Below are 22,336 nucleotides of genomic sequence, written 5' to 3'. Positions count from 1 at the left end.
AGCATAAGCGAGCCCGGCCATCGCGGCGGGATCGTTTTATCAGACCTTATCCACAGCCCGTTCCTGAAGGAACCCTCGTCATCTGCGATATGGCGAGTCAGCAGCAGGACGTGACGGGGTTAAGCCGGGATGCGGCGCATGCGAACCAGACGCTGAGTCCGATATTTGATCAGGAGAAAGAGCAAAACCGTCTGGCGACGGCGCAGAAGACAGGTGAAATCGGGCGCCAGGTGAGTGATGTGCTGGTGACGCAGGGCAAGCTGAACGCGCAGGCGGCGCAGAGCGACCCGGCGGCACGGGCAGCGGCGCGGGCGAAGCTGGTAGCGGGAGGGAATGGCAGTCCGAGCGAGGAGCAAATCAGCGCGCAGGTGAGCCGGACGGCGACGGCGGACTACGATACGGGCGGAAAGTACCAGAAGGTGGCGCAGGCGGTAACGGCGGCGATGCAGGGTCTGGCGGGGGGCAACCTGGCGCAGGCGGCGAGTGGCGCAGTGAGTCCGTATGTGGCGGAAATCATTCACAGCCAGACGACGGACAGCGCGACGGGTAAGGTGAATGTGGAAGCCAATGCGATGGCACACGCGGTGTGGGGAGCGATAGCGGCGGCATCGGGAAATAACAGCGCGCTGGCGGGAGCGGCAGGCGCAGTGAGTGGCGAGCTGCTGGGGCGCTGGATAGTCCGATATTTGATAAGGAGAAAGAGCAGAACCGGCTGGCGACAGCGCAGAAGACAGGTGAAATCGGGCGCCAGGTGAGTGATGTGCTGGTGACGCAGGGCAAGCTGAACGCGCAGGCGGCGCAGAGCGACCCGGCGGCGCGGGCAGCGGCGCGGGCGAAGCTGGTAGCGGGAGGGAATGGCAGTCCGAGCGAGGAGCAAATCAGCGCGCAGGTGAGCCGGACGGCGACGGCGGACTACGATACGGGCGGAAAGTACCAGAAGGTGGCGCAGGCGGTAACGGCGGCGATGCAGGGTCTGGCGGGGGGCAACCTGGCGCAGGCGGCGAGTGGCGCAGTGAGTCCGTATGTGGCGGAAATCATTCACAGGCAGACGCCAGACTGCGATACAGACTGTAAAGGAAAACTTGCTGAAGATGTGGCAGAAGGGAATGCAGTAGTATCAGCCCATCTGGCAGATACTGTTGGGTTAGGCATATTGCCTAAGGGGGCTTTGGTAACAGCTGCCATCAGTGGCGGAGCCAATACTGCAATACAATATGCCACGACTAGTGAAGTGAATTACATAGATGCGTTGATAGCGACTTGGGTTGGAGCAGCAACCTCAAAAACTGGTTGGTTAGGAACTGTGGGATGGAATGCGGCAGGTGGTGCAATATCCAGCTATCTGAAAGGGGATAATCCTTTTACAGGTGGCTTAAGTAATGGTTTGGCCTCTGGAGTGGGTTATGGTGCAGGAAAACTCATTGAGCTGCCTATGGATAAAATTTACAACCCGATGAAGCCATGGAAAGACTGGATCTGGACAGATGTCGGGATGGGAATATCCAAACCGCTGCCGATTAATCCAGTACCTGGTATTGCTGGTAATGCCTCGGGTAGTGCGGTGACAGAGATCCTCAATGATCAAGCGGGTAAAACAGGTGTGAAATTCCAAAAAGGGAACCAAAAATGAATAGAAAATCTTGGTTCTTTATTTTTTTCTATCTATTTTTTGCTTGCAATGTAGCAATGATCGTATTGTTTTTAATTATATACGTGCTCATTAGAGGTTACCTCTTATTGGTTTACCACATCCCATTTGAGCTGATTTGGAGTGATACATGGAAGTATACAAAAGCTGCATGTTTCACAGGGGCGTTGATAGCTACTGGTTGTTGGTGGATTTATTACCAGGGCTACAAGAAAAATCGTAATAGGTAGCGGGAGGGAATCCCCATCCGAGCGAGGAGCAAATCAGCGCGCAGGTGAGCCGGACGGCGACGACGGACTACGATACGGGCGGAAAGTACCAGAAGGCGGCGCTGACACAGTTTGCCCAGCAGGAACGCTAACGCGAATCTATGTAGCCCCTCCCCGTTATCCGGGGAGAGGCAGGCGAGGCCATTACACCGCCACTTCCATTTCCATCATCACCGGGTGGAAACGGCGTTTAAAGTAAATCAGGCCGTGCCCTTGCGGGCTCAGGGTAATATTGCGGATCTCCACCAGATACACCAGGTGGGTGCCGATGGTTTGCACCTGGCTAATTTCGCCTTCGAGGCTGGCCAGCGAGCCCTTCAGCACCGGCTGCCCGAGCGCGCCCTGCTGCCAGCCGCTGAGGGCGAACCGCTCTTCCATCGTCACCCCGGTCATCCCGGCGAAATGACGGGCCATGATTTCCTGTTCGTGGTTCAGCACGTTGATGCACAACTTGCCGTTACCCTGAAACACCGGGTTCATCGCACTGTTGGCGTTGATACACACCATCACCGATGGCGGCGTATCCGTCACCGAGCAAACCGCCGTGGCGGTAATGCCGCAGCGGCCGGCTTCACCTGCGGTGGTGACAACGTTCACCGCCGCCGACAGGCTAGCCATGGCATCGCGAAAACGCAGGCGTTGTTCATCTAATTGCATTATGACCTCCCGCTGTGAATTACTTCAGCAGCTTATCCAACATGTTGATATCAGCGTTATTGTGCAGATGCGGCACCGTCCAGCCGTTCTGGTCGTACTCGGACAGGCAGCGGTCGACCATCGCCATCATCTTGTCCATATTGCCGGAGCTTTGCGCCTGGCGCAGACACTGCAGGCGGATTTCATCCTGGCTACCGGAGTAGTTGATCTCATACAGTTCATGACGGCCGCCGAATTCGCTGCCGATCGCGTCCCACATCAGTTTGAGGATCTTGATACGTTCAACGTGATCCATACCGTTGGAGCCGCGCACGTACTTCGCCAGATACTGGTCGATCTGCGGGTTGTTCAGATCGCGGGCGCTGGACGGCAGATAAATCAGGCCGCTGGTGACGTTGCGCTCGATGATGTTCTTGATCTTGGCGTAGGCCATCGGGGCCATCACGCGATAGGTCTGCAGCGCGGCGTGATCCGGCAGCCATGCGCCATTGACCCACGGCGTCGCTTCCGAGCACATGGAATCGCTAAGCGCCCAGAACATGTTGCGCCAAGCGACTACTTCGCCGAGGTCGGCCTGTACGCCGCGGAACTCGAGGGTGCCGGTACATTCCAGAGAGCGTTTCAGCAGGGCGGTGATAAAGTCCAGTTTTACCGCCAGGCGTACGCAGGCCTGCAGGGGATACATGCGGGCGAAACCGCCCTCCATGGTCCAGCGGCGGCAGCGGTCAAAGTCGCGGTAAATCAGCACGTTCTCCCAGGGGATCAGCACTTTATCCATTACCAGAATCGCGTCGTTCTCGTCGAAACGGCTGGAAAGCGGATAGTCGTACGGGGAGCCGGTCGCACCGGCGACCATCTCATAGGAGGCGCGGGAGATAAGCTTGACGCCTTCGGCATCCATCGGCGCGACGAACATCAGCGCGAAGTCCGGGTTCTCGCCCATCACCTGTGCGGAGCCGAAGCCGATCATGTTGTAGTGGGTCAGCGCTGAGTTGGTGGCGACCACTTTCGCGCCGCTGACGATGATCCCGGCATCGGTCTCTTTTTCCAGCTTGATGTAGACATCCTTCACTTCATCAGCCGGCTTGTGGCGGTCGATCGGCGGGTTGACGATCGCGTGGTTAAAGTACAGGCCGGTTTCCTGAATGCGGGTGTACCAGTTGCGGGCGTTCTGCTCGAACTGGCCGTAAAACGCCGGGTTGGCGCCCAGCGCGCAGCCGAAGGCGGCTTTGTAGTCCGGGGTGCGGCCCATCCAGCCGTAGCTTAAGCGCGACCACTCGGCGATGGCGTCGCGCTGCTGGCGCAGGTCGTCGGCGCTTTTCGCCACGCGGAAGAATTTATGGGTGTAGCCGCCGCTGCCGGTATCGGTGCCCCAGCACAGGGAATCCTGCATCTCCGGTTTGTGCAGCGCATCGTACAGCTGAGCGACAGAAGCCGCGGCGTTACGGAAGGCCGGGTGGGTGGTGACATCCTTCACGCGCTCGCCGTAGATATAAATTTCGCGGCCATCCTGCAGGCTTTTTAAATACTCTTCGCCAGTTAACGGGCGTTTCGCGTCGGCGCGGAAATCTTCAGGTTTCATAGGGGCCTCTTCAGTATTTATCGGAAAAATAATGTTAAATATATGTTTTGTTTTTGTTGTTTAATTGAAGCGGTTATTGCGCTTGCCGTGAAGGGACGTTTGCGACAACGGCGGGTACTTTTCAGGCGGGATTAAATTTTGTGATCTCGGCAGCTTTTGGCGGGTGGCGCGGCGCTGACCCGCCCTGTGGTCTGTAGCCCAGGCAAGCGCAGCGCCGCCGGGGTATTACGACACAGGTACTTTTTGCGCCCGGTAGCTGCTGGGCGAGCAGCCGACCTGGCGGCTAAAAAAGCGCGCAAAATAGGCAGGGTCTTTAAACCCCAGCTGCCAGGCAATCTCATTGACCGCGCTATCGGAAAACAGCAGCAGCCGCTTCGCCTCGCGCAGCTGGCGGTCGAATATCAGCCGCTTCGGCGAACGGTTGGCGAAGCGGCGGCAGATATCGGTCAGCCGCGATTCGGTCAGATGCAGCTCCCTGGCGTAATCCGGTACCGTCCAGTGCTGATGGTAGTGGCTGTCGATCATCTGGTTAAAGCGCTGGAATAGCTTCAGCTCGCCGCGCATCCCGCTGGCGGCATGATCGTCGAGCCTGGCGTTGCGCAGCAGCAGGGTAAATACCGCCTGCGCCAGCAGCGCCAGGGTGTGTTCCCGCCCGGGCAACTGGGCGGTAGATTCCCGACGAATCAGCTGCCAGTAGTGGGCCAGCGCCGCCAGCTCGTCGGGTTTATCTGCCAGCGACAGACAGATCCCCGGCAGGCCGAAGGTCTCCCGCGTGCCGGGATAAAGCACCTCCAGCAGCGGCCAGATGAGTTCTTCGTGCACCGTCAACACGTGACCATCGCTATCGGACTCGGTAATAAACGCGTGCGGCACCGAGGGCGGCGTTAACACAAACAGCGGCGCCTGCACCGAATAGCGATGGTCATCAAGCTGCAGCTCAATCTGCCCGGTATCAAGGTAGTGCATCTGGAAATAACGGTCGTGACGATGCGCCTGCATGTCGCGGCCAAAAAAGGCCGCCATGCGGGAAAACGACTGGTAGTGCACCTCTTCGGTGCCCAGACTCTCGTCGTAATCTTTATTGATGTCGATGTTGGCGATTGGGCTTTGGCACATAGCGGCTCCTTACGGTGTCGCGCGAGGGCGCGAGCCCTTCATCGGAATCGCCCAGATGATCACCGCGCCAATCACCAGCAGTGCGGCGACGAACCACAGCCCGCTGCTGAAGCTGCCGGTAATATCCTTCAGCCAGCCGATCATAAAGGGACTGAGCGCCGATCCGATATTGCCGGTGGCGTTGATCACCGCAATGCCGATTGCGCGGGCACGCAGACTGATGGACTGATCCGGCGTGGTCCAGAAGATGGCCATAGCGCTAAACGATCCGGTGGAGGCCATCACGATCCCGAGCAGCTGGATCAGGTTATGATCGGTGGCTGACGCCAGCAGCCAGCCCGCAGCGGCGAACAGGAACGGCAGGGCAGTGTGATGCTTCCGCTCCTGGTATTTATCGGAGTGGCGGCTCCAGTAGATCATCCCGAGAATGGTACAAATTTGCGGGATCGCCGCCAGCAGACCGATGGTGATATTGCTGCTGCTTTCGTTAAAGCTTTTGAGGATCTGCGGCGTCCAGATGCTGATCGCGCTGAGCGTATTGGTCAGGCAGAAGTAGGCGAGGGTATACATCAACACGATCGGGGTGAACACTTCCCGCCACAGGCTGCGCTGCTGCATGGCGTGATGGCTGATGGCCCCTTCCGGCTGCACCAGAGTCAGGCGATCGTTATCCATCATCTCCTGCAGACATTTTTTGTCCTCCGCCGTCAGCCACCTGGCCTTCGACGGAGAATCATCCAGCCAGAACCAGACCATAATGCCGAGCAGCACCGACGGGAAGCCTTCCAGCAGGAACAGCCACTGCCAGCCGTGCAGGTTCAGCAGACCGTCGAGGGACAAGATATAGCCGGAGACGATCGACCCCAGCGCGGTGGTCACCGGCATCGCAATCATAAACAACGCGTTAGCGCGGGCGCGGAAAAATGCCGGGAACCAGTAGGTCAGGTACAGCAGGATACCCGGCAGGAAACCGGCCTCGGTGATCCCCACCAGCATGCGCAGAACATAGAGACTTTTTGGTCCGGTGGCGAACATGGTGGCGGTAGAGGCGATGCCCCACAGCACCATGATGGTAGCGATCCAGCGTCGTGCGCCGACGATGCTGAGCATCACGTTGCTGGGAATGCCAAAAATGACGTAAGTGGCGTAAAACAGGGTGGTGGCCAGGCCAAACATGGTGGCGTTGAGGCCCAGATCCTGCCCCATGGTTAATCCAGCAAAGCCGATATTGATCCGGTCTAAAAACGAAAAGATAAACAGGACGAATAAAAACACGATCAGACGGCGGAAGAGCTTGTTGATAACCGACTGCTGCTGCGCCGTCAGCTGTTTGTGCTGATTCGTCGGATCGAACTTTTCCGGGATGGCAGGTGATGTATCGCTCATTATTATTTTCCTCTAATGGGAATTTTGTAGGGTACTGCGGGTTGCCCGGTAGTGCTGCGCTTACCGGACCTGCGATTCGCTGCTGCTCCGGGCCGGATGAGCGTAGCGCCACCCGGCGTTAGTAGACGCCTGACGAACCCAGGTCGGTTTTTTCCGCGCCAAACCGCGCCGCCAGCGCTTCTGCGCCGCGGGCCAGCAGGGTGGTATCGACGCCGACGGCGACGAACAGCGCGCCCAGTTCGAGATAGCGTTTCGCCAGCTGTTCATTGGCCATCAGGATCCCCGGCGCCTTTCCGGCCTGGCGGATTTGCTGGATGGCATCTTCAATGGCGGCCTGCACTTCCGGGTGTTGTGGGTTGCCGCCGTGGCCCATATCGGCGCTGAGATCCGCCGGGCCGATAAACACGCCGTCCACCCCGTCGACATCGAGGATCTGCGGCAAATTTTTCAGCGCTTCGCGGGTCTCAATCTGTACCAGTACGCACATGGCGTCATTGGCCCGGTGGATATAATCCGGAATGCGATTCCAGCGTGAGGCGCGGGCCAGCGCGCTGCCGACTCCGCGGATGCCGGCAGGCGGGTAGCGGGTGGCGCTTACCGCCAGCCGCGCTTCTTCGGCATTCTGCACCATCGGCACCAGCAGAGTTTGCGCGCCGACGTCCAGCAGCTGTTTGATCTGCACCGGATCGTTCCACGACGGACGCACTACCGGCTGGCTGGGGTAGGGCGCAATGGCCTGCAACTGGGTCAGCACCGTTTGTACGTTGTTGGGCGCGTGTTCGCCGTCGATCAGCAGCCAGTCGAAGCCCGCGCCGGCCAGCAGTTCGGCGCTGTAGCTGCTGCACAGCCCAAGCCACAGGCCGATTTGCGGACGGCCGGCCTTGAGCGCCTCTTTAAATGCGTTGTTCATGTTGCTCTCCTCAAACAAAGCGGCAGCTGATGGCGCCCATGTTGCCGTAGTCGACGTGGAAGGTATCGCCCTTGCGCGCCGGGACCGGGCGGGTGAAGGAGCCGCCGAGGATAATTTGCCCGGCTTCGAGCTGGACATCGTACGGCGCCAGTTTGTTGGCCAGCCAGGCCACGCCGTTGGCCGGATGATTGAGTACGCCCGCGGCGACGCCGGTCTCTTCAATCACGCCGTTGCGATACAGCAGGGCGGAGATCCAGCGCAGGTCGAGCTCATCCGGTTTAATCGGCCGGCCGCCGAGGATCACCCCGGCGTTGGCGGCGTTATCGGAGATGGTGTCGAACACTTTGCGCGGACGCTGGGTTTCCGGGTCGATGTTGTGGCAGCGCGCATCGATGAGCTCCAGCGCCGGGATAACGTAGTCGGTGGCGTTGTAGACATCAAACAGCGTACAGTTCGGGCCGCGCAGCGGTTTGGCCAGCACGAAGGCCAGCTCGACTTCAATACGCGGAACGATAAAGCGGTCGGTGGGAATATCGCTGCCGTCGTGGAAGAACATATCGTCGAGCAGCGCGCCGTAGTCCGGCTCGCTGATCTGCGAGCTGGCCTGCATCGCTTTAGAGGTCAGGCCGATCTTGTGGCCTTTGAGCACGCGGCCTTCGGCGATCTTCATCTCGACCCACTCGCGCTGGACGGCGTAGGCGTCCTCAATGGTGATCGACGGATAATCCAGCGAGATCGCGCGGATCTGTTCACGCTGTTTTTCGGCCTGGTTCAGCCGCTGGGCAATCAGGGTGCGGGTCTGTTTATCGAGCATAGTGATTCCTGTGGCATTGTATTGCCGGATGGCGCTTCGCTTATCCGGCCTACAAATTCATGGCCGTTGTAGGCCCGGTAAGCGCAGCGCCACCGGGCAATTTGCACATTATTTAAATAACGCGTGCACGTTGTTCTGTTTGTAGTTCAGCGTCGGGTCGAGCTCTTCCATGGCGAACGACAGCGCCAGATAGCGGCTCTCCATTAGCGCAGCAAAATGGGCTTTGATCAGCGCGAACAGCATATCTCCCACGTCCTGACGGCTCTCCAGACTGCGCCCGGCGCCGATTTTCAGGGTCATATGCACGAAGGCGTAATCCTGCTTGCCGTCGGCCATCTGCCAGGTATCCAGCCAGTGGGCGCGGCTGCGAATACCGCCGATCGGGAAGATACCGGTGGCGGCCAGCGCCTCGTTGACTTTGGCGAACAGGCCCGGTAAATCGGCCTGTTCACGGATATTGTCGGTACACTCGGCGATAAAATGCGGCATGGGGCCTCCTTACGCCTGCGCCGGCAGCGGGAACACGGCGTTAACCTGGCCGGTACCGGAGCTGGCGAATAGCTCGGTGATAAACTCCACCTTGCCGTCGTATTTATCCCAACCCAGCAGACCGAGCAGCATCACCGTGTCGTGCATGTTGCCTTCGCCGTAGCAGTAGTCGGCGTACTCCGGCAGCATGGTGCAGAACTCTTTGAATTTGCCCTCCCGCCACAGTTTCACCACGCGCTCATCCATCTGATGATCAAACTCGCGGGTGTAGCTGTTCATGCCCTCTTCGGCGCGCTGGTCATCGATAAAGCGGTGCGACAGCGAACCGCTGGCCAGCACCGCTACGGTGCCGTCATATTTCTCAATGGCTTTGAGGATGGCCTCGCCCAGCCTGCGGCTGTCGGCAAAGTCGTGAACGGTACAAAACGCGGAAATGGACACCACCTTGAAGTGCTTATCGCTGTTCATGTAGCGCATCGGCACCAGGGTGCCGTACTCCAGCTTCAGGCTCGGAATATTGTGTGCTTTGGCGCGTACGCCGAGCTTTACGGCCTCGTCGGCGATAAGCTGGCCCAGCTCCGGGTTGCCGTCGTAGTCGTAGGTCATGTCGCGAATAAAATGCGGCAGTTCGTTACTGGTGTAGACGCCCTGAAAATGGTCGGCGCAGTTGATGTGATAGGCGCTGTTGACCAGCCAGTGGGTGTCGAACACGATGATGGTATCGACGCCCATTTCACGGCAGCGCTTGCCAATTTCTTTATGCCCGTCGATCGCGCCCTGGCGGCAGCCGTGGTTTTTCCCCGGCAGCTCAGACAGATACATCGACGGCACGTGAGTGATTTTTGCTGCTAACGCTAACTTACCCATATCAGACTCCCCATTTCGGGATCGGATGGTCGCCCATCGAGATGCAGACGTTTTTCATTTCGGCGAACACTTCAAAGCTGTACTCGCCGCCTTCGCGGCCGGTGCCGGAGGCCTTCACGCCGCCGAACGGCTGACGCAGGTCGCGCACGTTCTGGGTGTTGACGAACACCATCCCGGCTTCAATACCGCGCGCCAGACGCAGCACTTTGCTGACGTCCTGGGTCCAGATATACGACGCCAGGCCGTATTCCACATCGTTCGCCAGGCGCAGCCCTTCCGCTTCGTCTTTGAACGGCAGCAGGCAGGCGACCGGGCCAAAAATCTCTTCCTGGGCGACGCGCATGCGGTTGTCGACATCCGCCAGTACCGTCGGGCGCAGGAAGTTGCCGGCTTTCAGATGCGCCGGCAGGTCGGACGGTTTATCCGCGCCGCCGGCCAGCAGGGTGGCGCCCTCTTCGATGCCGAGGCGAATGTAGCCGGACACTTTCTCCCAGTGCTGCTTGCTAATCAGCGCGCCGACCTGGGTATTCGGATCGGTCGGATCGCCCACGCGCAGGCGGTTGGCGCGCTCGGCGAAGCGCTTGACGAACTCCGGATAAATACTCTGCTGAATGAAAATGCGCGAACCGGCGGTGCAGCGTTCGCCGTTGATCGAGAAGATGGTGAACAGCGCGGCGTCGAGCGCGCGCTCAATATCGGCGTCTTCAAAAATCAGCACCGGCGATTTTCCGCCGAGCTCCATAGAGTACTTTTTCAGACCGGCGTTCTTCATGATGTTGCGGCCGGTGGCGGTGCCGCCGGTGAAGGAGACGGCGCGCACATCATGATGGCGCACCAGCGCGTCGCCGGCGGTGGCGCCATAGCCCTGCACCACGTTGAGCACGCCAGCCGGGATCCCGGCTTCCAGCGCCAGCTCGCCCAGACGATCGGCGGTCAGCGGCGACAGCTCGGACATTTTCAGCACCGCGGTATTCCCCAGCGCCAGGCACGGCGCCACCTTCCAGGTGGCGGTCATAAACGGTACGTTCCACGGCGACACCAGCGCGCACACACCAACCGGCTGCACGAGGGTATAGTTAAGCATCTTGTCGTCGACCGGATAGGTCTTGCCGTTCATCTGCTGGCACACTTCGGCGAAAAATTCGAAGTTATGCGACGCCCGCGGGATCAGCACGTTTTTGGTCTGGTGGATAGGCAGGCCGGTATCGGCGGTTTCCATCGCCGCGATCTCCGGGACGTTCTGATCGATCAGATCCCCCAGGCGGCGCATCAGGCGCGCGCGCTCTTTCATCGGCAGGTTAGCCCACTTCGGAAAGGCCTCTTTCGCCGCCGCTACCGCCTGGTGAACCTCGGCTTCGCCGCCAGAGGCGACTTCAGCCAGTACCTCGCCGGTGGCCGGGTTGGTGGTATGAAAATAGTCTGCGCCGGCAACGTTTTTACCGTTGATCCAATGGTTAATCTTTTTCATGACAGTGTCTCCTCATACGCTTGCTGGCTGATGATATGGTTGACCAGGCGGCCCACGCCCTCGACTTCAACGATCACCTCGTCGCCCGGCACCACATCGGATAGCCCTTTCGGCGTGCCGGTGGCGATCATGTCGCCCGGTTGCAGGGTCATAAATTCGCTTAAATAAGCGATGAGGAACGGGATGCTGAAGATCAGATCGGCGGTGGTGCCCTGCTGGCGCAGTTCGCCGTTGACCCAGGTGCGCAGGGCCAGATTATGCGGATCCGGGATCGCCTCTTTGGCGACGATCCACGGGCCAATCGGCGTCAGGGTATCGCGGCTTTTGACCCGCAGGTTCGGGCGGTAGTAGTTTTCCAGGTAGTCGCGGATCGCGTAGTCGTTGCACACGGTATAGCCAGCGACATAGTCCATGGCCTCGGCTTCGCTGACGCGGCGCGCGGTTTTCCCGATCACCACCACCAGTTCGGCTTCGTAGTGCATGTATTCGACGTTATCCGGGCGTACCGACTGTTGCTGGTGGCCAATAAAGGTGTTCGGCGCTTTGATGAACACCAAAGGCTCGGTTGGCGGCTTAAATTCCAGCTCGCTGGCGTGGTCGGCGTAGTTCAGCCCCAGCGCGAACAGCGTGCCGTCGGCGGGCGGCAACCAGCGGAATTCGCCTTCTTTCAATACCGTGCCATCGTTCAGGCGCACCTGGTCGCGTTCATCGACCAGCACGTCGCGTACCTGTCCCTGCCATTCAATGCGTGCCTGTTTCATGCCAGCTCTCCTTCTGCGACAACCGGGTTTTCCAGCGCCGGGAATCCGTCGGCGAGAATACGTACGCGGTCGCCGGGGCGCAGCGTGACGCGAGAGTGGGGCGTGCCGATAAGGATCGCGTCGCCGGGATTGAGGGTGGCGAACTCGCTTAAGGCGCTCAGCAGCTGCGCGGCGTTACGCTGCAGATCGCCGGTATGCCAGCTATCCGCCTCGCGGCCGTTGATTTCGGTGATGATGGTCAGGTTATCGACGTTACGCACCGCCGACAGCGCGCCGACGGGGCAGAAGCCATCGCGGCATTTCGCCTTGATCGCCGGGCGATAAAAACTCTCTTCCGGCAGACTCACATCGTTAGCCAGCGCGTAGCCGGCGATATAGTTCGCTGCCTCTGCCGCCGCCACTTTACGCGCGGTTTTGCCGACAATCAGCGCCACCGTCGCGCCGCTTTGTACGGTCTCGCCCTGCGGATAGGGGATCGCCTCGCCGTCGCCAATCACGGTATTGCGCGGCTTGATAAACCAGACCGCGGTTTTCGGCGGCGTCTTGTAGGGGGCCTGTTGAAACGCTTCGCGCCAGGCGTCGAGCTGGCTGCGATGATTGAGCGCAACGGCGAAGATGGTACCTTTCATTCACCACTCCTCTGGTACTGATTTCGGATTTAAATGCATTTCATTAATATGTTAATGATCATCTTTTATGCTTTGCGGCCAGGTTTAGCAACTGGAAGTGAATGTTTTGTGATCTGATTAACACAATATTTACACATCAATAACTTATTGGTTTTTAATCAATGAGTTGACTGTTTTTCAGGAAGAGGCTGGTACTTTTCAGGTGCAGAAACCGGTTGTACATGGCAGGATTAAAGCTAATTATTAAGTTGTTAATAAGTTTTGGATGAGGCTGTAGAGGGGATACTATGCATGATTCATTAACCATTGCCTTGTTGCAGGCGCGTGAGGCGGCGATGGCCTACTTTCGGCCGATCGTCAAACGGCACAATCTCACCGAACAGCAGTGGCGGATCGTGCGAATTCTCGCCGAACGTCCGTCGATGGATTTTCACGATCTGGCCTTTCGCGCCTGCATCCTGCGCCCCAGCCTGACCGGGATTTTGACGCGCATGGAGCGGGATGGGCTGGTGCTGCGCTTAAAGCCGGTTAACGATCAGCGCAAGCTGTACGTCTCGCTGACGCCTGCCGGAACCGCGCTGTATGAAAGCGCTCAGGCCGAGGTGGAAGAAACCTATCGTCTGCTGGAGGCCCAGTTCACCACGGAAAAGCTGCAGCAACTGACCTCGCTGCTGGAGGAGTTTATTGCGCTTGGCGTCCCTGCCGGGCGCGGTGATGAAGAAGAGTAGCGGTTACGGCTCGGCGCTCGGCCGGGCGAGGGCAATAAGCGTTTCCGCGCGGGCGGGGGCCAGCGGTTCTCTTGGCTGCGGCAGCGGCCAGCCGTACAACCAGCGGGCGCTGGCGGCGCAGGTACGCCCCTGACAGGCGCCCATTCCGCAGCGCTGGGTCAGTTTGGCCTGCAGCCAGCCTCCGGCGGCCGCCACATCGCCGCAGCGTACATCCTCGCAGCGGCACAGCAGGCTCTCCGGCGTTGCGGCGTCTTTCAAGGATTCCGTCAGCCGGAAGGTACGGTTGATTGCTTCGGCGAAACGCTGCCAGCGGGCGCGGCGGGTAAATAACGCCTGCGCTTGCTGGCTGGCCCCGGCGGCGGCATACCCGGCGATTTCGCCCTCCGCCAGCGCCAGCTCGCTACCGCCGAAACCGGTGCACTCGCCGGCGGCATAGATATCCGTGACGCTGGTCTGCTGCCAGCGGTTAACCTGGATCGCCTCCTGTGCCGTGGCGCAGCCAAACAGCAGCCCCGTCTCGATATTGGGTATCAGCCCGTAGCCGATAGCCAGCCGATCGCAGGCGATAGTTCGCTCGACGCCGCGCTGGCGAAGCGTAACGGCTTCCAGCCGCGTTGCGCCGTGAGCGCGGATCGCCTGCGCGCCGCTCAGATAGCCTTTCGGGGCCAGCGTCGCTAACTGGCGCAGCTTCTGCGGCCAGCGCCACAGCCCGCTGGCGAAGCGCAGTAGCGCCGGGAGCGGCGCTTGCTCAATGATATTCGTCACGTCGCCTCCGGCCTTGTTCACCGTATCCGCCACCGCCAGCAGTAGCGGACCGCTGCCGGCAATCACCACCTTTTCTCCTTTCAGCGACAGGCCCTGTTTGATTTGCGCCTGCAGGCCGCCCGCGCCGGTCACGCCGGGTAAGGTCCAGCCGGGAAAGGGCAGCGACAGCTCGCGCGCGCCGCAGCAGAGGATCAGTTTCTGCCAGCAAACCACGCCGCCGCCGTCGGCGGTTTCAAACAGCACGCTGTGCGCGGAGGGGCGGGCAATCAGCCGCGCGCCGTTCACTACCCGGATGGCGGCAGATGCGGCGATGGCGTCGCGGTAGCGCCGGGCCAGGGCGGGCTGCGTCGCCTGCGGACCGGCCCGCCAGATTTGCCCGCCAGGGGCGGGATTATCGTCGAGAATAATCACCTGTTTATCGCAGGCGGCGGCGGAGAGCGCGGCCGCCATGCCGGCGGGGCCGGCGCCGAGGATTAAAATGTCACAGCGCAGCGTGTTCATCGTGGCTTCTTTCTATTTGCATACCGGCCCGGCACAGGGTCTGGCAGGCCAGCACCCGTAGGCCATTGACGGTGACCCGGCACTCCTGGCAGACGCCCATGCCGCAAAACGGCGCGCGGAGATCGCCGTTAACCGCCTGGCGGGTGGTGGGGTCGCCGGTCAACGCCAGCGCCGCCGCCACGCTAATGCCTTCCGGCACCGTCAGCGCTTCGCCATCAATGGTGATAGTGAGCGTGGCCTTCATGCAATCGCCTCCTGTTGACACAAACGGGCCGGGAGCCAGGCGTCGGGCGCCACTGGGCAGCGTTCATCGAGGATCTGCGCCGCCAGCAGTTCAGCTGTGGCCGGAGCGGTGGTGACGCCCAGCCCTTCATGGCCCAGCGCCAGCCATAAACCACGGCGGGTGGGGTGCGGGCCGATCAGCGGGTTGCCATCCTGCGAGGCGGCGCGCAGGCCGCTCCAGCAGCGGATGATATTCAACGTCGCCAGCGCCGGCACGAAATGGCGGGCGCGATCGAGCATCTGCGCCAGCAAGGGCAGATCCAACTCGCGCTCACGGTTATCAAACTGACGCGAAGAGCCAATCAGCAGCTGGCCGGTTGGCCGCGGCTGAAGGTTAAACGCCACCGAGGTGCCGCCGCCATGGGCGCTGGCGCCGTAACCCAGCTCAACCAGCTGGTGATGCACCCGCGGCCGGTAGCGATCGGTAATCGCCAGTTGGCCTTTTTTCGGTCGCAGCCAGTTTTCCGCTAACAGCGCGTTGGCTTCAAGTCCGCAGGCCACCACGATGGCCCGCGCCTGTAGCCGTTTGCCGCTGGCGAGCAGCACCTGCGGTTCGGTAATCGCCTGCGCGCTGTCGTGCAGGCAGGTAAGATGGTCTCCGGCATCGGCCATCAGCCAGCGGGCGACGTTTGGCGCGTAAAGGATGCCATCGCCTGGCACCCACAGGCCGCCCGCCAGCCCGCCGCGCAGTAGCGGTTCGCGCCCGGCGATCTGCTGCGGGGTCTGGCGTTCGCTGGGCACCTGATAGCTGGCCAGCCGCCGCAGTTTTTCGCCCGCGACGGCCATCTCTTCTTCGCTTTCCGCCAGCCACAGCGTGCCGCAGCCGCGCCAGGCGCAATTGTCGGGCATCCGTGGCGTGATAGCGCGCCAGCGTTCCAGCGACCATGCCGATAATGCAAGCTCGGCGGGGTCGTCATCCATGCACACCAGATGGCCCATACCTGCCGCCGTGGCGCCGGGCTGACCGTCGTCGATAAGCGTCACGCTCTGCCCCCGCTTCGCCAGCTGCCACGCGCAGGCGGCGCCGATGATCCCGGCGCCGATCACGATGACATCACACTGCTTCACGGCGCGATCCCCCAGCAGAAGGGATCGTCAGGGTTGAGGATCAACTGGTTGTCTCCACACACCCAGGCTTCGCCGCGGATCGTTGGGATGATGCCTTCCGCGGTGCGCTGGTAGCTGGCGGTAAACTGGCTGCCGATGATGCTGGCCTGACGCCAGATTTCCCCCGGCTGCAGCTTGCCATCCTGCGCCAGGCAGGCCAGCTTGGCGCTGGTGCCGGTACCGCACGGCGAGCGATCCCAGGCCTTTCCCGGACAGAGTACGAAGTTGCGGCTGTCGGCGGTATCGTCATCGGCGAAGAGTTCGATATGGTCGATAACGCCGCCGTCGTCGCCGCGGATCCCCGCGGCTTCCAGCCCCTCGCGCACTGCCCAGGCGTAGGCGGTGAGCTGTGGAATATGTTCGGGGGTAATGGCGAACGGGTGGTCGTTAATCAGGAAAAACCAGTTGCCGCCCCAGGCAATATCGCCGATGACGGGACCATGCGCGGTCTCAACGCGGATCTGTTTTTTCCAGCGGCGGGCCGGGACGTTTTGCACCGATACGCTGCCATCGTCGTGCAACGTAGCGCTTACGTCGCCGACCGGTGTTTCAATCAGATGTACGCCGGGCTGGATACGCCCAAGCCAGGCCAGCGAGGCGATAAGCCCGATTGTGCCGTGGCCGCACATATTCAGAAAACCGGCATTGTTGAAGAAAATCACGCCAGCGGTAGCCGCCGCCGAGACCGGTTTGCACAGCAGCGCGCCGACCAGTACGTCATTACCGCGCGGTTCGAGAATGGCCGCCTGACGCCAATGGTCAAAGTCGCGGGCGAAGCGGTCGCGGCGCTTCGCCATGCTGCCGCCGCCGAGGTCGGGGAATCCGTCAACGATCAGGCGGGTCGGTTCGCCGCCGGTATGTGAATCAATAGCTCTCAACGTAACAGGGGGGCGTGGCGCGGTCATCAGGCTCTCCGGAAGTTAACAACATGTTTCATCATGCTGGCGCAACCTTTCCCGGCCTGCTTGAGCGCTTTCGTCAGAGAAAATGACGAAATCTGCACAGTCATGAGCGCGGTATATTTCTATTTCACATAGTTATTTCTTATTAATCATTTGCTTAATGCTGTGGTAAACCGAAAGTGACCATTGCGCCAGTGGCTAAATCAGGGGAAGGCGTAAAGCGGATCCAGGATCGCAAAACCGAGGGATGCTGCTTGAGGTGTTAACGGAAAGTGAATAAATATCCTTCGGTCACTTACCATGAGGAGGCCTTATGATCGGTGTTTCTGATGCGGCGCCGCCGCGCGCGGTTAACCAACCTGAGCTGGCCGTCGATGAGCTGAGCCAGATCTGCGAAGGGCTGGCGCGCCAGCGGCCGGAAAATATGCCAGCGCTGCTGAATGCGCTGGCGCTGATTGCGCCCCTGCTCAATGCCATTCCTAATGTGGTCTTTTTTATCAAAGATCGTCAGGCGCGCTATCTGCTGGCGAACCTGACGCTGGCCCGCCGCTGTGGTTTCAAAAGCGTCTCCTCGCTGCTGGGCAAAACCTCCGCCGATGTCTTTCCTTCCGCGCTGGGTCAGGGTTATACCGAACAGGATCTGCGGGTGTTGCGCGAAGGTGTGACCCTGCGCGATCAGCTGGAAATGCATCTCTACAATGGCCGCGAGCGCGGCTGGTGCCTGACGCAGAAACTGGCGCTGCGCGATGTCCGCGGGCAGGTGATCGGCATGGCCGGGATCTCGCACGATCTGCAGGAGGCTCATGCCCGCCATCCGGCGTGGCAGCGGCTGGCGATCGTCGACGATCATATCCGCCGCCATTATCACCGGCCGATCGCCATGGAAGAGTTAACCGCCTTAAGCGGGATGTCGATTGCGCAGATCGAACGCTACTGCAAACGGATCTTTCATCTCACTCCGCGGCAGATGATCCACAAAGTGCGGCTGGAAAAAGCGACCGAACTGCTGGCTGGCGATACGCCGATTACCGATATCGCCCTGCAGTGCGGGTATACCGATCACAGCGCCTTTAGCCGCCAGTTCAAGGCGATGACCGGCTCGACGCCGCGCGATTTTCGCCTCACGCTGCTCGGATAAACGCTGGCTCACACTTTTGCCGACTGTGCTAATTTCGTCATCGTATTGAGGGAAAACCGACAAGCCGCCGGTTCCGCGACACGTCAATCTGTCAGTGAATATTCACCATTCATTCACTTCGACTTAACAAAATGACGACAAGGAACCGAGCATGAGCAAAAAAGCGATTCACTGGAGCGGCGTATTCCCGGCGGTCAGCACGCAGTTTCGTAGCGATTACTCCCTCGATTTAGACGCCACTCACGCGGTGATGAAAAACCTGGTGAAAGATGGCGTTTCCGGGCTGGTGGTATGCGGCAGCGTGGGTGAAAACACCTCGCTGAGCACCGATGAAAAACTACAGATTATCGAGGTGGCGAAGGATGCCGCCGGCGGCAAAATTCCGGTCATCGCCGGGGTGGCCGAGTTCACCACCGCCTTCGCCCAGAAAATGGCGAAAGAGGCGGAGCGCGTCGGCGTCGACGGGATCATGGTGATGCCGGCGCTGGTCTACTCCTCAAAACCGCATGAAACCGCGGCCCACTTCCGCAGCGTGGCGAGCGCTACCGACCTGCCGATTATGGTCTACAACAACCCGCCGATTTACAAAAACGACGTGACGCCGGACATTCTCGCCACCCTGACTGACTGCGACAACATCGTCTGCTTTAAAGACTCCTCCGGCGATACCCGCCGCTTTATCGACCTGCGTAACACCGTTGGCGACCGCTTCGTGCTGTTTGCCGGGCTGGATGACGTGGTGGTGGAAAGCATCGCCGTCGGCGCGGAAGGCTGGATCTCCGGAATGTCCAACGCCTTCCCGCGCGAAGGGGAAACGTTATTCCGTCTCGCCCGCCAGCAGCGTTACGAAGAGGCGATGGCGCTGTACCGCTGGTTCATGCCGCTGCTGCATCTCGATGCGCGTCCGGATCTGGTGCAGTGCATCAAGCTGTGTGAAGAGTTGCTGGGCCGCGGTAGCGCCATTACCCGTCCGCCGCGTCTGGCGCTGGAAGGCGAAACGCGCCAGCAGGTGGTGGCGATCGTTGAACAGGCGCTGGCCACTCGTCCGACGCTGCCGGATGTCGGCCTCTGAGCACAGGAGTCACTATGAATGCATCTCAGACCATGGCGGGACGGCAGTTTATCGCCGGACGCCGTATTGCCAGCGGTGAGGCGACGCTATTGAGCCTGCGGGCGGTGGACGGCGAAGCCACCGGCCACCGCTTTTATCCGGCTTCCCGTGAGGAAGCCGCACTGGCCGCAGAAGCCGCGCAGGAGGCCTTTGCCGTCTATTCACAAACCACGCCGCAGCAGCGGGCGCACTTTCTCTGCGCGATTGCCGATGAACTGGACGCGCTGGGCGAGCCGTTTTTTGCTATCGCCGGGCAGGAGACCGCGCTGCCGCTGGCGCGGCTACAGGGAGAGCGGGCGCGCACCAGCGGCCAGTTGCGGATGTTTGCTGACGTGATCCTGCGCGGTGATACCTTCGCCGCCCGTATTGATACCGCCTTAGCCGACCGTCAGCCGCTGCCGCGCCCGGACCTGCGCCAGTATCAGCAGGCGTTAGGGCCGGTGGCGGTGTTTGGCGCCAGCAACTTTCCGTTGGCCTTTTCTACCGCTGGCGGCGATACCGCCTCGGCGCTGGCGGCTGGCTGCCCGGTGGTGGTGAAGGCCCATCCGGGCCATATGGCCACCGCCGAGCTGACCGCCGAGGCGATCGTCAGGGCGGTGGTACGGTGCGGTTTACCCGGCGGCGTATTCAATATGATTTTCGGGACCGATATCGGCGCCGAATTGGTCCGTCATCCGGCGATTCAGGCCGTTGGCTTTACCGGTTCGTTGGCCGGCGGTAAGGCGCTGTATCAGCTGGCGCAGCAGCGACCGCAGCCAATTCCGCTGTTTGCTGAAATGTCGGCGATTAACCCATTGATTATTCTGCCGCAGGCGCTGCAGACGCGGGCCGAGGCGCTGGCAAACGAGCTGGTGGCGTCATTCACCCTCGGCGGTGGCCAGTTCTGTACCCGTCCGGGGCTGATTCTGGCGCTGCGCGGCGCCGGGCTGGAACGCTTTAAGTCGGCGCTGTGCGCGGCGGTAGCGGGCTCCACGCCGCAGGTGTTGCTCAATGCGCCGACCCTTCAGCACTACCGTCAGGGCGTGGCGGCGCTTGCGGCGCACCCGCGTATCGAGAAGTTGGCGAGCGGCATCGCCGCCGGCGCCGGGCAGGCGCAGACCCTGCTGTGGCAGGCTCAGGTCGAAGATCTGCTGGCGCAGGATACGCTGCTGCAGACCGAAGTTTTCGGCCCGTTATCGCTACTGGTGGAAGTGGACGACGTGGCCCAGCTGCAGGCGGTGGTGAAAGCGCTGCAGGGTCAGCTCACCGCGACGCTGCATGCCGAGGCGGATGATGGCCCGCTGGCGGCGAGTCTTCTACCGCTGCTTTGTGAGAAGGCCGGACGGGTGCTGTTTAACGGTTATCCCACCGGCGTGGAAGTGTGCGATGCGATGGTCCACGGCGGCCCGTGGCCGGCGACCACCGACGCACGCGGGACCTCGGTCGGCAGCCGGGCGATTGAGCGTTTTCTGCGCCCGGTCTGTCTGCAGAACGCGCCGGCTGCCCTGTTACCGCCGGCGCTGCAGGATGCGAACCCTTTGAACCTGCTGCGCCTGGTCAACGGCCAGTGGACCCGGGAAGCGATTTCCTCCTCTCATTGACGCAAGGGCATCACCATGACCATTCACACTACGCATAACAGTCAAACCCGCGTTGCTGAGTCGGGTAAGTTTAAAAAACAGCTGACCCTGACCGATCTCACCTTTATCGGCCTGGGGGCGATATTCGGCTCCGGATGGTTATTCGCCGCCAGCCACGTGGCCTCCATCGCCGGTCCGGCCGGGATCGCCTCGTGGGTGATCGGCGGCTTTGCAGTATTGCTGCTGGGGATTGTCTACTGCGAGCTGGGGGCGGCGCTGCCGCGCGCCGGCGGCATTATTCGCTACCCGGTCTTTTCCCACGGTGAGCTGATGGGCTATCTGCTGGGGTTCATCACCCTGATCGCTTTCTCCAGCCTGATCTCGATTGAAATTGTCGCCGCCCGGCAATATGCCGCCGCCTGGTTTCCGGCGCTGACCCAGCCGGGTTCCAGTTCGCCGACGCTGCTGGGGTGGGTGGTGCAGTTCCTGCTGCTCTGTTTCTTCTTTGCGCTTAACTACTACAGCGTTAAGACCTTCGCCCGATCGAACAACTTCATCAGCGTGCTCAAGTTTTTGGTGCCGCTGCTGGTGGTGGTGACGCTGTTCGCCTTCTTTAAACCGGAGAACCTGCACGCGCAGGGGATTGCGCCATTCGGCATGTCCGGGGTGGAAGCGGCGATCAGCGCGGGCGGAATTATCTTCGCTTATCTGGGACTGACGCCGATTATCTCGGTGGCCAGCGAAGTACAAAAGCCGCAGCGGACTATCCCTATTGCGTTGATTTTATCAGTGGTGCTGTCGACGATTATCTACGTGCTGCTGCAACTGGCGTTCCTTGGCAGCATCCCCACCGAAATGCTGAACGGCGGTTGGGCCGAGGTGAGCAAACAGTTCTCGCTGCCGTATCGCGATATTGCCATTACCCTCGGCATGGGCTGGCTGGCCTTTATGGTGATAAGCGATGCGATCATCTCCCCGAGCGGCACCGGCAATATCTATATGAACGCGACGCCGCGGGTGATCTACGGCTGGGCGAAGGCGGGTACTTTCTTTAAAGCCTTTACCCATATCGATAAAGCGTCCGGGATTCCGCGTCCGGCGCTGTGGCTGACCTTCGGGCTTTCAATCTTCTGGACGCTGCCGTTCCCCTCCTGGGAACAGCTGATTAGCGTGGTGTCGGCGGCCCTGGTGCTGAGCTACGCCATCGCTCCGGTGACCGCTGCCGGGCTGCGCCGCAACGCGCCGGATCTGCCGCGGCCGTTCCGCGTGCGCGCCTTCGGCATCATCGGCCCGGTATCGTTTATGATCTCGGCGCTGATTGTCTACTGGTCCGGCTGGAATACGCTCTCGTGGCTGCTGGGGCTGCAAATCGTGATGTTTGTCGTCTACGTGATGTGCAAAGGTAAGGTGCCGGAACATACCGTGAGCCTGGCGCAGCAGGTGAAGTCTTCGCTGTGGCTGATCGTGTTTTATGCGTTGATTATCCTCTTTTCCTGGCTGGGCAGCTTCGGCGGGCTTAATGTTATCGGTCACCCCTGGGATACGGTGCTGGTGGCGGCGATGTCGTTGGGGATTTACTACTGGGGCGCGCGCAGCTGCCTGCCGCAGGCTAACTTTAGCGGAGACGAAGAAGAGTAAAGGAGAACA

21 protein-coding genes and 2 pseudogenes are annotated in these 22,336 nt (G+C 60.6%); 7 read left to right on the top strand and 16 right to left on the bottom strand.

The genetic code is table 11. The features are described from left to right. Nucleotides 1-89 precede the first annotated feature (89 nt). Nucleotides 90-755 carry a hypothetical protein gene (locus FHW76_RS19805; RefSeq protein ID WP_064324150.1) on the top strand — a complete coding sequence of 222 codons (666 nt, stop codon included), beginning with the start codon at nucleotides 90-92 and terminating at the stop codon, nucleotides 753-755. Next, nucleotides 677-1,123: pseudogene (locus FHW76_RS26695) on the top strand (filamentous hemagglutinin); the annotation flags it as partial. The gene FHW76_RS19805 and the pseudogene FHW76_RS26695, both read left to right, overlap by 79 nt. A gap of 938 nt (nucleotides 1,124-2,061) precedes the next feature. On the opposite strand, the gene FHW76_RS19790 reads toward FHW76_RS26695, so the two are convergent. From FHW76_RS19790 to FHW76_RS19735, 12 genes and pseudogenes are all read right to left on the bottom strand, one after another. Then, the gene (locus tag FHW76_RS19790) at nucleotides 2,062-2,574 is read right to left on the bottom strand and encodes a 4-hydroxyphenylacetate 3-monooxygenase reductase subunit (protein ID WP_002887467.1); all 513 of its coding nucleotides are present in this window, start codon (nucleotides 2,572-2,574) and stop codon (nucleotides 2,062-2,064) included. 19 nt (nucleotides 2,575-2,593) lie between these two features. After that, nucleotides 2,594-4,156, bottom strand: coding sequence for a 4-hydroxyphenylacetate 3-monooxygenase, oxygenase component (gene hpaB, locus FHW76_RS19785; RefSeq protein ID WP_002887473.1), 1,563 nt, complete (start codon nucleotides 4,154-4,156; stop codon nucleotides 2,594-2,596). A 225-nt stretch (nucleotides 4,157-4,381) separates the two neighbouring features. Beyond that, entirely contained in the window at nucleotides 4,382-5,272 is an 891-nt protein-coding gene (gene hpaA, locus FHW76_RS19780) for a 4-hydroxyphenylacetate catabolism regulatory protein HpaA (protein ID WP_109956198.1), read from the bottom strand. Between the two features lie 9 nt (nucleotides 5,273-5,281). Then, on the bottom strand, nucleotides 5,282-6,658 hold the full coding sequence (gene hpaX / locus FHW76_RS19775; protein WP_049139537.1) for a 4-hydroxyphenylacetate permease: 1,377 nt from the start codon (nucleotides 6,656-6,658) through the stop codon (nucleotides 5,282-5,284). A 118-nt stretch (nucleotides 6,659-6,776) separates the two neighbouring features. Further along, entirely contained in the window at nucleotides 6,777-7,568 is a 792-nt protein-coding gene (gene hpaI, locus FHW76_RS19770) for a 4-hydroxy-2-oxoheptanedioate aldolase (protein ID WP_012969004.1), read from the bottom strand. 10 nt (nucleotides 7,569-7,578) lie between these two features. Then, nucleotides 7,579-8,382 (bottom strand): 2-oxo-hept-4-ene-1,7-dioate hydratase, encoded by an 804-nt coding sequence (gene hpaH / locus FHW76_RS19765; RefSeq protein ID WP_002887487.1) that lies wholly within the window; start codon nucleotides 8,380-8,382, stop codon nucleotides 7,579-7,581. 108 nt (nucleotides 8,383-8,490) lie between these two features. Beyond that, nucleotides 8,491-8,871, bottom strand: coding sequence for a 5-carboxymethyl-2-hydroxymuconate Delta-isomerase (locus FHW76_RS19760; protein WP_008807573.1), 381 nt, complete (start codon nucleotides 8,869-8,871; stop codon nucleotides 8,491-8,493). A gap of 9 nt (nucleotides 8,872-8,880) precedes the next feature. Next, nucleotides 8,881-9,738 (bottom strand): 3,4-dihydroxyphenylacetate 2,3-dioxygenase, encoded by an 858-nt coding sequence (gene hpaD, locus FHW76_RS19755; protein WP_002887492.1) that lies wholly within the window; start codon nucleotides 9,736-9,738, stop codon nucleotides 8,881-8,883. A gap of 1 nt (nucleotide 9,739) precedes the next feature. Further along, nucleotides 9,740-11,206 carry a 5-carboxymethyl-2-hydroxymuconate semialdehyde dehydrogenase gene (gene hpaE, locus FHW76_RS19750; RefSeq protein ID WP_023297017.1) on the bottom strand — a complete coding sequence of 489 codons (1,467 nt, stop codon included), beginning with the start codon at nucleotides 11,204-11,206 and terminating at the stop codon, nucleotides 9,740-9,742. Further along, entirely contained in the window at nucleotides 11,203-11,967 is a 765-nt protein-coding gene (locus FHW76_RS19745) for a fumarylacetoacetate hydrolase family protein (RefSeq protein WP_008807571.1), read from the bottom strand. Before FHW76_RS19745 ends, hpaE begins: the two co-directional genes overlap by 4 nt. Then, nucleotides 11,964-12,596, bottom strand: a complete 633-nt coding sequence (locus tag FHW76_RS19740) for a fumarylacetoacetate hydrolase family protein (RefSeq protein WP_012969003.1) — start codon at nucleotides 12,594-12,596, stop codon at nucleotides 11,964-11,966. Before FHW76_RS19740 ends, FHW76_RS19745 begins: the two co-directional genes overlap by 4 nt. Nucleotides 12,597-12,654: 58 nt before the next feature. Then, nucleotides 12,655-12,819, bottom strand: a pseudogene (locus FHW76_RS19735) (hypothetical protein). A 64-nt stretch (nucleotides 12,820-12,883) separates the two neighbouring features. Between FHW76_RS19735 and hpaR the strand changes: the two are divergent. Continuing rightward, a complete protein-coding gene (gene hpaR, locus FHW76_RS19730; RefSeq protein WP_002887503.1) occupies nucleotides 12,884-13,324 on the top strand; it encodes a homoprotocatechuate degradation operon regulator HpaR in 441 nt (146 codons plus the stop codon). Nucleotides 13,325-13,327: 3 nt separating this feature from the next. Here hpaR and FHW76_RS19725 read toward each other — a convergent pair whose 3' ends face one another. The 4 genes from FHW76_RS19725 to FHW76_RS19710 are packed head-to-tail and all read right to left on the bottom strand — an operon-like array spanning nucleotide 13,328 to nucleotide 16,884. Continuing rightward, on the bottom strand, nucleotides 13,328-14,590 hold the full coding sequence (locus tag FHW76_RS19725) for an FAD/NAD(P)-binding oxidoreductase (protein ID WP_050887437.1): 1,263 nt from the start codon (nucleotides 14,588-14,590) through the stop codon (nucleotides 13,328-13,330). Beyond that, nucleotides 14,571-14,834: a (2Fe-2S)-binding protein gene (locus tag FHW76_RS19720; RefSeq protein WP_110221201.1), complete on the bottom strand. Its 264-nt coding sequence runs from the start codon at nucleotides 14,832-14,834 to the stop codon at nucleotides 14,571-14,573. The genes FHW76_RS19725 and FHW76_RS19720 overlap by 20 nt, the downstream gene beginning before the upstream one ends. Beyond that, a complete protein-coding gene (locus FHW76_RS19715; RefSeq protein WP_110221200.1) occupies nucleotides 14,831-15,940 on the bottom strand; it encodes an FAD-binding oxidoreductase in 1,110 nt (369 codons plus the stop codon). Before FHW76_RS19715 ends, FHW76_RS19720 begins: the two co-directional genes overlap by 4 nt. Beyond that, a complete protein-coding gene (locus tag FHW76_RS19710) occupies nucleotides 15,937-16,884 on the bottom strand; it encodes a 4-hydroxyproline epimerase (protein ID WP_023297019.1) in 948 nt (315 codons plus the stop codon). The genes FHW76_RS19715 and FHW76_RS19710 overlap by 4 nt, the downstream gene beginning before the upstream one ends. A gap of 310 nt (nucleotides 16,885-17,194) precedes the next feature. Between FHW76_RS19710 and FHW76_RS19705 the strand changes: the two genes are divergently transcribed. The 4 genes from FHW76_RS19705 (at nucleotide 17,195) to FHW76_RS19690 (ending at nucleotide 22,327) form a co-directional block, all read left to right on the top strand. Continuing rightward, nucleotides 17,195-18,019 carry a helix-turn-helix domain-containing protein gene (locus tag FHW76_RS19705; protein ID WP_008807566.1) on the top strand — a complete coding sequence of 275 codons (825 nt, stop codon included), beginning with the start codon at nucleotides 17,195-17,197 and terminating at the stop codon, nucleotides 18,017-18,019. Nucleotides 18,020-18,170: 151 nt separating this feature from the next. Continuing rightward, nucleotides 18,171-19,091 (top strand): dihydrodipicolinate synthase family protein, encoded by a 921-nt coding sequence (locus tag FHW76_RS19700; RefSeq protein WP_008807565.1) that lies wholly within the window; start codon nucleotides 18,171-18,173, stop codon nucleotides 19,089-19,091. Between the two features lie 14 nt (nucleotides 19,092-19,105). Further along, the gene (locus FHW76_RS19695; protein WP_183476906.1) at nucleotides 19,106-20,710 is read left to right on the top strand and encodes an aldehyde dehydrogenase (NADP(+)); all 1,605 of its coding nucleotides are present in this window, start codon (nucleotides 19,106-19,108) and stop codon (nucleotides 20,708-20,710) included. A 15-nt stretch (nucleotides 20,711-20,725) separates the two neighbouring features. Then, complete coding sequence (locus FHW76_RS19690; RefSeq protein ID WP_012542949.1) at nucleotides 20,726-22,327, top strand: APC family permease; 1,602 nt, start codon at nucleotides 20,726-20,728, stop codon at nucleotides 22,325-22,327. Nucleotides 22,328-22,336 lie beyond the last annotated feature (9 nt).

Source organism: Klebsiella sp. RC2, from assembly GCF_014192815.1.
In the GTDB taxonomy this organism is placed as follows: domain Bacteria; phylum Pseudomonadota; class Gammaproteobacteria; order Enterobacterales; family Enterobacteriaceae; genus Klebsiella; species Klebsiella variicola.
This window is presented reverse-complemented; position numbering and strand designations above follow the sequence as displayed.